This window comes from Paracoccus marcusii (assembly GCF_006151785.1).
Lineage (GTDB): Bacteria > Pseudomonadota > Alphaproteobacteria > Rhodobacterales > Rhodobacteraceae > Paracoccus > Paracoccus marcusii.
The window spans coordinates 1-12991 of the sequence record NZ_VDDD01000096.1 but is presented as its reverse complement, the minus strand read 5'-3'; the positions used below and the strand labels follow the sequence as shown (position 1 = coordinate 12991).

General features: G+C 69.0%; 11 protein-coding genes and 1 pseudogene. 7 read left to right on the top strand and 5 right to left on the bottom strand.

Annotated features, from left to right (window positions below; all coding sequences use genetic code 11):
- The 3 genes and pseudogenes from FHD68_RS13840 to FHD68_RS13830 all read left to right on the top strand — a co-directional run.
- A pseudogene (locus tag FHD68_RS13840) lies at nt 1-220 on the top strand (peptidoglycan-binding protein); the annotation flags it as partial.
- A gap of 27 nt (nt 221-247) precedes the next feature.
- Nucleotides 248-1474 carry a hypothetical protein gene (locus FHD68_RS13835; RefSeq protein WP_139086008.1) on the top strand — a complete coding sequence of 409 codons (1227 nt, stop codon included), beginning with the start codon at nt 248-250 and terminating at the stop codon, nt 1472-1474.
- Nucleotides 1475-1483: 9 nt separating this feature from the next.
- Nucleotides 1484-2392 carry an alpha/beta hydrolase gene (locus FHD68_RS13830; protein WP_127898104.1) on the top strand — a complete coding sequence of 303 codons (909 nt, stop codon included), beginning with the start codon at nt 1484-1486 and terminating at the stop codon, nt 2390-2392.
- 6 nt (nt 2393-2398) lie between these two features.
- Here the strand turns inward: FHD68_RS13830 and FHD68_RS13825 are convergent, their stop codons facing one another.
- The 4 genes from FHD68_RS13825 to FHD68_RS13810 all read right to left on the bottom strand — a co-directional run bounded on the left by FHD68_RS13825 (nt 2399) and on the right by FHD68_RS13810 (nt 7218).
- Nucleotides 2399-3391 (bottom strand): Hint domain-containing protein, encoded by a 993-nt coding sequence (locus FHD68_RS13825; RefSeq protein WP_139086006.1) that lies wholly within the window; start codon nt 3389-3391, stop codon nt 2399-2401.
- Between the two features lie 424 nt (nt 3392-3815).
- Nucleotides 3816-5939: an esterase-like activity of phytase family protein gene (locus FHD68_RS13820; RefSeq protein ID WP_139086015.1), complete on the bottom strand. Its 2124-nt coding sequence runs from the start codon at nt 5937-5939 to the stop codon at nt 3816-3818.
- A gap of 144 nt (nt 5940-6083) precedes the next feature.
- Nucleotides 6084-6782: a glutathione S-transferase family protein gene (locus FHD68_RS13815; protein ID WP_127898106.1), complete on the bottom strand. Its 699-nt coding sequence runs from the start codon at nt 6780-6782 to the stop codon at nt 6084-6086.
- A complete protein-coding gene (locus tag FHD68_RS13810; protein WP_127898107.1) occupies nt 6772-7218 on the bottom strand; it encodes a VOC family protein in 447 nt (148 codons plus the stop codon). Before FHD68_RS13810 ends, FHD68_RS13815 begins: the two co-directional genes overlap by 11 nt.
- A gap of 58 nt (nt 7219-7276) precedes the next feature.
- On the opposite strand from FHD68_RS13810, the gene FHD68_RS13805 reads away from it, so the two are divergent.
- Nucleotides 7277-7978 carry a winged helix-turn-helix transcriptional regulator gene (locus FHD68_RS13805; protein WP_139086003.1) on the top strand — a complete coding sequence of 234 codons (702 nt, stop codon included), beginning with the start codon at nt 7277-7279 and terminating at the stop codon, nt 7976-7978.
- Nucleotides 7979-8631: 653 nt separating this feature from the next.
- A complete protein-coding gene (locus FHD68_RS13800; protein ID WP_127898109.1) occupies nt 8632-10209 on the top strand; it encodes a GMC oxidoreductase in 1578 nt (525 codons plus the stop codon).
- Here the strand turns inward: FHD68_RS13800 and FHD68_RS13795 are convergent, their stop codons facing one another.
- Nucleotides 10210-11352, bottom strand: a complete 1143-nt coding sequence (locus FHD68_RS13795; RefSeq protein WP_045983192.1) for a DegT/DnrJ/EryC1/StrS family aminotransferase — start codon at nt 11350-11352, stop codon at nt 10210-10212.
- A 276-nt stretch (nt 11353-11628) separates the two neighbouring features.
- On the opposite strand from FHD68_RS13795, the gene FHD68_RS13790 reads away from it, so the two are divergent.
- Both FHD68_RS13790 and FHD68_RS19615 read left to right on the top strand, forming a co-directional pair.
- Nucleotides 11629-12597 (top strand): AAA family ATPase, encoded by a 969-nt coding sequence (locus tag FHD68_RS13790; protein WP_127898110.1) that lies wholly within the window; start codon nt 11629-11631, stop codon nt 12595-12597.
- A gap of 7 nt (nt 12598-12604) precedes the next feature.
- On the top strand, nt 12605-12991 hold a 387-nt coding region (locus FHD68_RS19615; RefSeq protein ID WP_244297868.1), incomplete at its 3' end, for a DUF58 domain-containing protein.

Sequence of the window (12991 nt, the reverse complement as noted above, 5' to 3'; positions counted from 1 at the left end):
CGCGGTGGCGCGATGCATGCCCGACCCGGCGCTGTTCGGCGACACGCCGGCACAGACGGTGCAGCGGATGCTGCTGGCTGCCGGGCAGGACCCCGGCCCGGATGACGGCGTCCTGGGTGTGCGCAGCCGGGCGGCGCTGCGGGCCGCGCTGGGGCCGGGGTCGGATGCGGATGTGCCGCACGCGATCCTGGCGCTGCTGGCCATGCGCTGCGGGGGCTGAGCGATGCGGGGGTTGGGACCTGTTCTGATGGCCACGTTGCTGGCGATCTGGGGGCCGGGCGCCGCGCTGGCCTGGTCCGGCCCCCAGATCCTGCGCACCGATGATCCGGCCGTTCCGGGCGCGGTCGAGGTGCTGTCGGACACGCCCAACGCCCTGACCTGGTCGCGCGCGCAGGCAGGCCGGTTGGGCGGCTGGCGCTATCGGCTGTATCCTGACGGGTCGGCAGTGGTGATGCCCGACGGCGATGCGCAGGCGCAACCGCTGCGCATGGTCTGTATTCGCGGCGAGGCCTGCCGCATCTGGTCGGGCACGCGTCTGGTGACCCGTATCCCGGCCACGGGCAGCCCCCGCCCGACGGTGCCCGACACAGCGGATGGCGAGACGCTTGCCCGCTATCTGGCGCTGTGGGTGCTGGCCGGTTCGGGGTCGCAACCCCGCGCCACGGTTCCCGTGGTCGATGCCATCGCGCCACGACCTGCGGCACCCGACCGCCGTTACAGTGACCATCCGGCGCCGCCGCTGGCGCGGGACGGGTATCGGCTGACCATGTTCCCCGGCGCGTTCCTGCCGTGTCGCGGCACTGCCTGCACGGCACCGCTCCGCCTGCCGCCAATGTTTGACCAGGCCCAAAGGCCGCGGACGACCTGCGCGGTGACCGCGGGGGTTGCGCTGTCAACGCAGGGCGAAGGCGGCCCGGGGCCGGCGCGCGTCACCCTGGGATGCGGCGCACAACTGTCGGATCGTGTGACGCTGAACCTGGGTGTGACCGGACGCGGCGGGGCAGGGCGGAACCCCGACCTGAGCTATGCCCTGACCTGGCGCGCGACGGACCGCCTGTCGCTCAGCTATGCCAGCAGGCCCATCCGCATGGACGGGTCCTGGAGCGGCCTGCTGGACGGCAGGCTGCGGGCCGAACTGACCCTGCCGCGCATCCCCCTGCCTGCGGGACGGGGGGCCGATTGCCGGATGCGCGTCACGCTGCCCGATCCGACCCGCGATGCGCTGATCCTGTCCTGTGGCCTCAGGCTGACCGAGCGGCTGTCCCTGGGCCTTTCGGCCCATGCCTATGCGTCGGGGGTGCAACGGCCGTGGGACCCTGATTACACCTACAGCGCGACCTGGAAGGTGACCGACCGCCTGCGCGTCGGCTATGGCAATTACGCCGCCAACCGGTTTCCCTGGAACCGGGGCGACGGGCCCGGCGCCGGGCTGCGCGACGGCACCCTGTCGCTGACCTACGATCTGTCCTTCTGAGAGAGCCCGATGACCCGCATCCGCCTTGTCCTGCTGACCCTGCTGATGGCCATCGCCCCGCCCACCGTGTCGCGGGCCGAGGTCTGGATGGGAGAGACGGTCTTCAGCCCCGTCCTGGGGCGTGCGCTGTCCTACGACATCTACCTGCCGCCGGGCAGCGAAGGGGGCACGCGTGCCTATCCGGTGCTGTACCTGCTGCATGGCGGCGGGACGGGGCAGCCGTCGGACTGGTTCACCCTGGCGGGGATCGACCAGGTGCTGGACCAGCTGATCGCCCAGGGGCGGATCAGGCCCCTGATCGCGGTTGCGCCCGACGGTCGGCGGCCGGATGACGGGCCGGCCAGCTATTTCCTGGACGATGCGGACGGGGCCGCCCGGTGGCAGACCGCCTTTCTGGATGAAGCGATGCCGGGGATCGAGGCCCGTCACCCGGTGCTGCCCGGACGGCGGGCGGTCATGGGCATTTCGATGGGCGGGTTCGCCGCGCTGGTCTATCGGCTAGAGCATCCCGACCTGTTCGCCGGGGCCGCCGCCCTCAGCCCGGCGTTGCGCACGGACGAACAGCTGCTGGCCTTGTCGCCGGGCGACTATGCCGACCGTTTCGCGACCCTGCTGGGCCCGGATCTTGAGGGTGCGGCGCGGCTGACCGACCGGTGGGCCGCGTTCCGGCCCGCAGTGATGGCCGCGTCGGCGGATGCGGCCCGGCTGGCACGCATCCCGTCGATCCATGTCCAGACCGGGTCGGATGACAGCTTCTTCGAGGGCACGGCCCGGCTGCACATCGCCCTGCGCGATGCGGGCATCCGCCACCGTTTCCGCGTGATCGAAGCGGGCCATGACTGGCCCGCATGGCAAAGCATGCTGGAGGACGCGCTGCTGCATGTCGATGCCGTGCTGTCGCGCGGCTATGGCGAATAGTTGTGCCTAATGCGCCGGGACGTGGGCGTCGTGGTCCTGCCGCGCGTCGCCCGATCCGCCTGTGTGCCGTTCGTGGCGCAGCAGATCGCCCCGCCGCCATTCCTCATAGCGCAACCGCGTCGATGCGCTTGCATGGCTGCGCAGGGCAGGGGCGTCCTTCCACAGGTCGAGGGAATAGGGTGTCATCAGCAGGCTTTCGACCCGGTTGCGCGCGGTCAGGATGACCGAATGCACCGGCAGCAGGATGTGGTGATAGTCGATGGGCCCATGATCGGGCCGCGCCACGGCGCGCCCGGCCTCGGCCAGGTGCCTGGCCTTGGCCCAACGCCCACGCCACAGGATCCGGTGCAGCGGAGAGAACAGCTCTCCGTTCAGGTCAACGGGGCAATCCTGGGGGGGCTTCCCGGAACAGTGCCGCGCGCCCGTCCACAGCACCGGCTGGCGTCCGTCGGTCGTCATGATCGCGTCGCCCGCGCGGACATCGCGAACCGCGATCACGCCTGCGCGGGCGACGTCGACCTGCACGTCCGGTCCGAAACAGGGCGCCGCTGCCTGTCGCTGCGGGGCGGGTGCGATGTCATAGGCGCCGTTGCCGACCTGGAACGTCTGCGGCAGCGTGGCAAAGGAGCGGTCGCCGTTCGTGATCATGATCGGCCCGATCCAGGGCGACCCCGCCGCGGGCTGCATGACCGAGGTGTTGATCCGGGCATAGTGATCCCCCAGCCCCGACAGGTCGCCCTGGATATTGGCGGTCTGGCCGGGGTTCATGGGCCGGTATTCCGCCACCTGCCGGCCCGACCCGTCAAAGACCTTCATCCCGGTGATGCCGCTTCTGCCGGTCAGCTCGGTCCCCGTGTCGTCGATGGCCGTGATCTCGATGCGGTGGTCCTTGGCCCACATCTGGCGACCCCATTGCACCGTGGCCGTGCCTTGCGAGGAGTTGGTGCCGACGGCGGGATCGACGATCAGCTGATCGCCCCGAATGCTGAACGTGATCACGGGAATGTCCTTCTGCAGGGTTTTCCCGACCCTTAGGGATTTGCATGTTCTGCAAGGTTAACATCCCGCGCGACGCAGGCCTTTTTCGCCGGTCGTGGTTGACCGGGCGTTAATGTCGGGCGGTCCCGCCGCCTTGTGCAGAATACCGGCGCGGGCCGCGCCGGGAGCCGGAATGCCGGAGTGATCGTGCGCGGCCGGTTTGGGGGATGCATCCGGACCCGCGTCAGTTCGGCGCACCTGATGGCCGCATGGCCCGATGCATGCCCCCGCGTCATCCTCCCGGATCGCCGTGCGAATGTCGGGAACGGTTTTGGGCGGGCGTGCCAGCCGCATCACCCGGCGGTCACGGGCCACTCACGACCGTGCCCAGTCCGATCGGACCGGGCACGGTGTTCCGTTCCAGCGGCGGCCGTGGAACCGCGACCTATTGCGCGGCGCGCATCAGGCCTGTGGACCAGAACAGCGTTTCGCCCGAACTGTCGTCGGTGCCGTCATTGTCGGTGACCACCCAGCCCATACCAGCCGCGTCGACTGCGAACCCCTCGACCTTGTCCAGGACATAGCCGTTCTGCGCCTTGAGGTCGGGGATCAGGTCGCGGACCAGCTCCTTGGTCACGACGGGCAGGGGGTCGCCCAGCCCTGCGGGCACCATCTCTGACAGCGGCACGCGGAACAGCGCCTTGAGCACGGCGGCGTCGCCGATCAGGTTGTCGCGTTCGATCAGATAGGCCCAGTCGCCGTCGATGGCGATTTCCGAAAGGCCCGTCCAGCCGTCGCCCGCAGGGTCCAGCGGATAGGCGACGGCGCCCCAGTCCTGCGTCAGCAGGTCATAGGAGACCAGCTTGACCTGGCCGGCGGGGTCGTCGCCCCATTCGCGCTGGACGGCCATCCACAGGCGGTCACCCTGCCGGGCGATCCCCTCGAACCCATAGCGGTCCTCGTGGGCCAGCAGTTCGGCGGGCAGGCCGATCTCTTCCTGGATCTCGCCCTGGGCGTCGACATGGATGATGGCATGGGGGACCAGGCGGTCACTGCGACCCTCGGACGCCAGCCAGAAGCCGCCCTGACCGTCGGGCGTGATGCCCTCCAGGTCCAGCTTCTGCGCCGGGTCGCCGTTTCGGGTCACGATCGTCTTGGCAGTGACCCGCGCGGGTGTCCGCGTGGCGTCGATGGCATGGATCGCGGGCTGCGCGCCATAGGCGCTGTCCGACACGGCGAACAGCTGGCCCGGTGCATCACCCGCGGCCAGGCCCGACAGCGCGCCCCATCCGATCAGCCCGTCCGCGCCCTCCGCGGTGATCGTCGGATAGCGGGGGGGACCGTCGGTCGCGCCGAACAGCATGACGTGGGCGCGCGCGCCGCCCTCTGCGCCCAGATCGGCCTCGTTGGCGGTGACCAGCAGGTCGCGGGCGCGCAGGGCCACGATGCCTTCGGGGCTGATGCCCGACGGCAGCAGTTGCGTCAGCCGCGGCGCCGCCAGGTCGCTGACATCGTAGACGCCGATCAGCGATCCGCGTTCCGAGACGACGAAGACATGCGGGATGCCGTCAAAGGTCGCGACCTCGATCGATTCCGGTTCGACCCCCTTGGCGTCAGACCGCTTGTCGGGATAGTGGCCCGCCCGGATGACCGCGTGTTCGAAGCTGCTGCCCGAGTCGTAGACGACCGTGCCGTCGCGGTGAAAGATGCTCCATCCGCGCGATCCGCCCTGATAGTCGCCCTCGTTCGCGGTGGCGAAATGGTCGGCGTCGATCCACTTGACCGCATCGGGTTCGCGCGGAACGTCCGTCAGCGCCCCGTCAAAGGTCAGCGCGCCGTCGTCGCGCGTGTCGATGTCGTCAAGGCTGACCGTGCCGGCGCTGAAATGCGCGGCGATGGTGCCGTCCGCGCCGATCACGACGACATGGTTGTTTTCCTGCAGGGTGACGACGATCTCTCCCGCGGCGTTGATGTCGACATATTCCGGCTCGGGGTCGTCGGGGGCGATGTCCGCCAGACCGGTCAGGTCGATGCGGGTCTGCCCGTCGCAGTCCAGCGTGCCGTCGGTGACGGTCAGCGTGACCACATGGCCCGCGGGCATCTGCGGCAGGGCGCCGTCGTTCAGGTCCTCGTCGCGCTGGTTCTCGATCGCCACGGCCAGAAAGCTGCCGTCATCGGCACGGGCGACCGCATCCGGCTGCCCGCCAAGGTCGCAGGATGCCAGCATCGCGCGGGTCTTCAGGTCCAGCACCCGCAGCTGCCCCGAGGGTTCGGTGAACGAGGTCGACGTGTCCACGCCCACATACACCCGGTCGCCGATGATCACGGCGGTGGTGGGTTCCCCGTCCATCGGCACGGTGCGCAGGGGCAGGGGGGCGGCCGGGTCGGTGATGTCCAGAAAGCCCAGCACCCCAAGCGGGCTGTCGGAATAGACCAGCGTGTTGCCGTCTTCGGAGGCCGAGATGATCTCGGCCGATGTCGGGCGCGACCGGTCCTCCCCCGCGGGCATGTTGTCGGGCGTGGCGAATGTCGCGATCCGGTCGAAGGTGGTCTGGGCCATCGCAGGCATGGCCGTGGCCAGCGCGACGGCCGAGGTCAGAAGGGCAAGTCTTTGCACCGTGGAATCCCCCGTTTTGGTTCGGGGTCCTCTTTGATCACGGTCGGTGACGGCCTTGCGACACTCTGATGGCGCTTGTGCGACAGGGGCGGGCGGTCATGGCCCGTCCGGCGGCGGCGCCCGTTCCGGGCCGACCGGAGGAGGGGCGCCGGTGAAGCCGGCCATATGGTCGTCCAAAGCGCGGCCGAACGCATCGCGCCCCGTCCCGCGTGCGACATAGGCGGCCAGGTTGGGATGGTCGTCCAGCATCCCGTCCGCCATCCGCAGGACCGACACCATCAGCAGATCGCCCGGCCCGAATTCGCCGCCGAACCAGTCCGCCGTGCCAAGCCGGTCCGACGCCTCGTGGAGGCGTTCGTCGATGCGGGCCATGACCGCGGGCAGGCGGGGCGCGGACCAGGGCGCGTCGGCCTCGAACAGCGTGGCCATGGCGTGGTCCATGAACGGTGGTTCCAGCGTGTTCAGGGCGGCGAATGCCCATTCCAGCTGCATCGCCCGCGCCGCCGCCGTGCCTGGCATCAGGCCGGGGAAGCGTTCGGCAATGTGCCAGACGATCGCACCGCTTTCGAACAGGATCAGGTCACCGTCCTCCAGCGTCGGCACTTGGCCGAAGGGCTGGCGCGCCCGGTGCGGCGGCCGCTTCTGCGCGCCTTGGGACAGCAGGCGCACGGCATAGGGCTGGCCCACCTCCTCCAGCGCCCACCGGACGCGCAGGTCACGGACCTGGCCCCTGGCGAAATCCGGAACCCAGTCGAAGGCGGTGATGGTGATCGGGGCCGCGGGATCAACCGGCATGGCGGCCCCCCGCATCCTGCATGTCGGGGGGGCCGTCCCGCGTTGCGGCGGGGTCCATCCACACCGTCTCCCACCCGTGGCCGTCGGGGTCGTCGAAGGCACCGCCATACATGAAGCCCTGGTCCTCGACCTGGCGCGTGTCGTGCCCGCCCGCCTCGCGCGCGCGGCGGTGGATGTCGTCGACGGCCGCGCGGCTGTCGAAGGTCAGGCACAGCAGCACGCCCGACTGGGTACGGGCGTCGATGATGCGCTTGTCGGTGAAGGTGGCGTAGAAGGCGTGATCCAGCAGCATCACGTGGATCGCGTCGGACCAGACCATGCCGCTGGCCTGTTCGTTCGAGAAGGCCTCGTTCTTTGTAAAGCCGATCGCCTCGTAAAAGGCGGTCGCCCGCGCCACGTCCGTGACGGGCAGGTTGACGAAGATCATCCGGGTCATCGATTCGCTCCTCCTGTGCTGTTGACAGGATGGGGGCGCTTGGTTACCTGAGGCAATCATGAAGTTACAAAAAGAAACCATCAGGCCGGAACCCGCCCATGGCCGCTGGTACGACGATGCCTGCGGCAGTGCCTTCGGCATGGAATTGCTGGGCGAACGCTGGACCCTGCTGATCCTTCGCGAACTGATGTTCGGGCCGCGCCGGTTCACCGACGTGCGCGCGGACCTGCCCGGCATCAGCGCCAAGATCCTGACCGAACGGCTGGCCGGGATGGAGCGCAGCGGCATCCTGGCCCGCATCACCCTGTCCGACCCGGTGCCCGCGCAGGTCTATCAGCTGACGCCCTGGGGCCGATCGGCCGAACCCATCCTGCAGGAGATCGGGCGGTGGGCTGCCGCCTCTCCGCTGCATGACCCGACGCTGCCCCTGTCGGCGGCGTCCTTCATCATGTCCCTGCGGACCATGCTGGATCGCCAGGCGGCCGCGGGGCTGTCCCTGACGGTGGCGATCACCATCGGCGGATCCTCCTTTGGCCTGCGTCTTGAACAGGCCTGTCTGGACGTCACCCGCGGGCTTCCCGACGCGGCCGATCTGGTCTTCGAGGCGGATGCGGCACCCCGTATGGCCGCGCTGTTCTATGCCAAGGTCGCACCTGAAACGGTCGGCGTGACCTGCAGAGGCGCGGCTTGCGACCTGCTTCGCTTCATGGACCTGTTCAATCTTCCCGAAAAATCCGCCCCGTCGAATGTTGCGGATTGATATATGCAAAGTGACCGGGCTCGATTGCGAAATGACGGCCGAAACTGCCAATATATATATATTGACGTATTGTGACGGTGGTTAATGGATAAATCCGCCGTTTGAGATTGCGGCGGGAAATTAATAATACAAATAGACTACAGCACCTTAGCACCGCGCGACGCCCGCTGTGGTTGTCTGCGTAATCTTTTTGCGCGCGGGCCGGTCGATCGCGGGACTGTTGTCACAGTCACGGACATGTCTTATTCCCGCAATCGATGCCGAACCTGTATGCTTTTCGCAATATTATCGTGCGAACGATTCAATTTCCGGTCGGTGCGGTGCGGCACGATGAATGATGCCCGTTTTGACGCATGGAGTATTTGATGAGCTGTTCCCATGACCTGCCGGTGCGCAACCTTGTCACGTCGGCGATGAGCATGCGGTCTGTCATGACGGAACGGACGTCGACGACCCGCCCCGTTGGAAACGTCTAGGACCGTGGCATATTGCGACCACAAGGATGATCAGGTGAATTTCAGCCAGTTCCTTTTCCACACGTCCTTTCCGTTCGACGATCTGCGTCGGTCCGCCCTGCACCGCGCGATGGGCGCCCCCACCCGATCGTGGCCGGCCTCCGGCCTTTGGGATCACCTTCAACGATCGGCAAGACCATGACCGGCGCTGCATCGTGGAGGCACGCATCCATCGCGGATGGCAGCCGGTTTGACGCGATCGTCGTGGGCTCTGGCGCGGCAGGTGGCGTCGCCGCCACCGCGCTGGCCGAGGCGGGGATGCGCGTGGCGGTCCTGGAGGCCGGCGATGCCGGGCCCGGCCGCATCAACCCCGTGACCAAGGCCCTGACGGCCGTGGCCCGGTTCCTGGACAGGACCAGGGCCGAAAGCCGGATGCCGCCCAGCCTGGCCCGCTTTGGCGAACGCGCCTTTCGGCTGTTGGGCCGCGCACGCCAGCCGGTCCAGTCGCGCTGCTTTGCCTGGGCGATGGCCCCCAACGTGCTGGTCGACGACCGCGACTGTCCCTACCAGACCGAGGACGGCAGCCAGTTCCTGTGGTTCCGCGCCCGCCAGCCGGGGGGGCGCATGACCGTTCCCGGCCATGGGCGCCAGTACTATCGTCTGTCCGGCATGAAGTCGGATGGCTCGAACAGCGCCGACAATGCCTGGCCCTTTGCGCTGGAGGATGTCGCCGACTGGTACGGATGGGTCGAGGACAAGCTGCAATTGCGCGGCGGCGATCAGGCCGTTCCCGGCCCGGACACCAGCCGCCTGGCCGGCGTCCTGCAGCCCACCCCGTCCGAGCAGGCGATCATCGGCGCGATCCGGTCCAGATGGCCGCGGGCACGGCCGGTGCTGGGCAATTTCGCGCCGCCCCTGTCATGGCTGGACATTGCGGCCGGCACGGGCCGCATGGCGTTCCAGGCCGGCGCCGTGGTGCGCCGCGTCCTGAAGGATCCGTCGGGCGCGGTCAGCGGGGTCGAATGGATCGACGGCCGCACGGGCGCGGTCCGGACCGTCCACGCGCCGGTCGTGTTCCTCTGCGCCTCGGCGATCGAGAGCACGCGCATTTTGCTGCTGTCGCGGTCGGTGGGCGATGATGCGGGCATCGGGACGGAATCGCCCGCCCTGGGCCGGCACCTGATGGACCATGCGGTCATGAGCGGAACCGGATATCGCGCCGGATCGGACGACGTCCTGCCCGAGCAGGCCGAGCCAGGCCGCTGCATCCACATTCCGCCCGACCCGTCGCTGCATCCGTCGATCAGCATGCAGATCCATGTCCATCCCCGTCCCGACGGGGCCGCGCGCGTCGACATCGTCTCGTTCGCCGAGATGCTGCCCGACCCGTGGAACCGGGTGACGCTGTCGCCGTCGCAGACCGACCGGTACGGCATCCCGGTCCCGGTGATCCGCTTCCGCCATTCGGCGGAACAGCGCGCCCTGGCGGACCGTCAGGCGCAGATCATCCGCGAGCTGTCGGCGGATATCGGTCTGACGGACGTGATTGTGAACACCGACCTGTCCCCCGGCGGCACCAGCGTGCATGAATGCGGCACGGCGCGGATGGGAACCGATCCCGCGACATCCGTCGTGGACATGCACAACGAATGCTGGGACGTGCCGGGCCTTTATGTCACGGACGGGGCGTGCTTTCCGCGCCAGCATGTCCACAACCCGACCCTGACGATGATGATGCTGACCGCACGCGCCGCGGCGCATGCGGCCGCCCGCTGATCAGCGCTGGCCCGCAAGCTTGCGGGCCACCATCGCCATCAGCGGGGTGGGATAGCGCATCCCAAGCGTGACGATGCAGGTCCGGTCCAGAATCTCCAGCGTGCGGGCGCACATGTCGGGTGTGTATTCGATGTCGCGCTTGGCCCAGGCCCAGGGGTTCATCTTGGGATGGAAGGTCCGCTTGTTCAGGATCGGCTCCCAATTGGTGTACAGGTGCTTGGAGCTGTCGCGCAGGCGGTTGTGCACGCCCCGGCGGCCGGTCAGCTCGATCGCCTTCTCTCGGGTCGGGGCCAGGATCGACAGGCTGACGGCCGAAGCGGGATCGTTGTGCGGGGTGACCCTGAATTCGCTGCTGTGCTGCAGGATATCGGCCAGGACGGCGCGGCGCTTTTGCATCCGGCGCAGCATGGGGACCACCTTCTTCAGCTGGACGCGCAGCATGGCGCCGTCCATCTCGGTGACCTTCATGTTCATGCCGACGAATTCCGGCTCGTTCAGCCGGTCGCCGTGCTGGCGTACCATCGATCCCAGATCGTGATAGCTGCGCGCGCGGATGAAATAGCGTTCGTCGCTGGTCAGGACGGCCCCGCCTTCGCCGATGTTCATGTTCTTCATGCGGTTGAAGCTGAAGACGCCCAGGTCGCCGATCGCCCCGCAATGCCGGTCCTTGTAGCGGATGCCAACGGCCTGGGACGAATCCTCGATGACGATCAGGCCGTGCTCCTTGGCGATCGCCATGATCGCGTCCATGTCGCAGGGCGCGTTGACCATGTGCACGGGGATGATCGCGCGGGTATAGGGGGTGATCTTGGCCCGGATGTCCTCGGGGTCCATGGTCAGCGTCTCGTCGATGTCGACCAGGATCGGCACGGCCCCGACCTGCACCGGCGCGGCGGCGGTCGCCATCCAGGTATAGGCCGGCACCAGCACCTCGTCGCCCGGACCGATCCCGGCGGCGGCCAGGGCCGCGACCAGCGCGCTGGTCCCCGAATTCACGGCCAGCACATGCGCGGCGCCGGTCTGGGCGGCCATCTCGCGTTCGAACAGGGCCGTCCGGCTGGCCCCGCTGTCATAGCGCAGCAGGCTGCCGCTTGCGATGGCGCGGCCGACCGCGAACCACTCTCTCAGACCGACGTCAGGCACTGTCCGCTCCGTATGCGATGGGCGCTGGATTGCGCGCCGTGCACCATCCCGCGCCAGGGCCTGCAGGGCAAGGGGCAGATGCCGAATTCACCCGGTTATCGGTGCTGCGGCGGCCCGTTCCGCCCCCCACAATGGCGTGATTCCACTTGCGGTGGCGAAGCGGGGCCGGCGCACAGCGCGGGCGGGCCTGCCCGACTTTGGTGGCAGCGCGGCGTGGCCCGGCTGGCCATGATGGGAAAGCCGCTGCACCATCTGCAAGCAATCCGAGGGGCGCTCATGGACGATCATGCTGATGTCGATCTGGCCCGTGCCAGTGTCAGGGCCGTGGCCGACGACGTGGCGGGGACGCTGGTGGGCCACGACTGGCTGGTCGAACGTCTGCTGATCGCGTACCTGACCGGCGGCCATGTCCTGCTGGAGGGGCCGCCGGGCATCGCCAAGACGCGCGCGGTCAAGCAGCTGGCGGCGCGTCTGCCGGGCGAGCATGCGCGCATCCAGTGCACCCCCGACCTGCTGCCGTCGGACCTGACCGGCAGCCAGGTGTTCCGTCCCGAGACCGGCGGCTTCGACTTTCTGCCCGGCCCGGTCTTTCACAACATCGTCCTTGTGGACGAGATCAACCGCGCGCCCCCCAAGGTCCAGTCGGCCCTGCTGGAGGCGATGGCCGAAGGTCAGGTCACCACCGGCGGCGTGACACGCCCCCTGCCGCAGCCCTTCATGGTCGTGGCCACCCAGAACCCGATCGAGCACGAGGGGACCTTTCCGCTGCCCGAGGCGCAGATGGACCGCTTTCTGCTGCACCTGCGGCTGGACCTGCCGGGCGCCGAGGACGAACGCGCCATCCTGGACCTGGTCGAGGCCGAGGGCCGGGGCAGCATGGCGGCCGTGCTGTCGCAGGTGACGGCCGCGGACCTGGATCGCGCGCGCTTGCAGGTCGCGGGGGTGACGTTGGCCCCCGTGCTCAAGGATTTCATCATCCGGCTGGTTTTGGCGACGCGGCCCGGCGGGGTGCTGGCAGAGGCGGTCGAACACCCGGTCTCTCCGCGCGGGACGCTGGCGCTGGCCGCGGCGGTGCGCGCGCGGGCCTGGCTGCAGGGCCGCGATCACGGCCTGCCCGAGGACGTGCAGGCCCTGGCCCCCGATGCCTTGGCCCACCGGCTGGTCCCGAACTGGAAGGCCGCCAGCGAAGGGCAGGACGGCCGCCGCCTGATCGCCGAGGCGCTGCGCCAGGTGACCCCGTGGTAGGGGCGCCATGAGCGGTTGGCGGTCCGCGCCCGGCATCGCCCTGACGCTGGAGGCGCTGGTCGACCTGCAGGCGGGGCAGGGCGCCATGCCCCGGCAGCGGCCCATGGCGCGGCGGGCGGGGGTCATGGCCTCGCGCCATCCGGGCAGCGGCATGGACCTGAGGGAGATCCGCGCCTATGTGCCCGGCGACGATCCGCGCCGGATGGACCCCTCGGCCAGCGCGCGCACGGGCGTGCCGCATGTGCGCGCGCTGCACGAGGATCGCGACGACATCACGCTGCTGATCGCCGATCTGCGCGGGCCGATGCTGTGGGGCACGGGCGACGCGCTGCGGTCGGTGCGCGGCGCGCGGCATCTGGCGGGGCTTGGCTGGCAGGCGGTGGCGCGCCAGGGT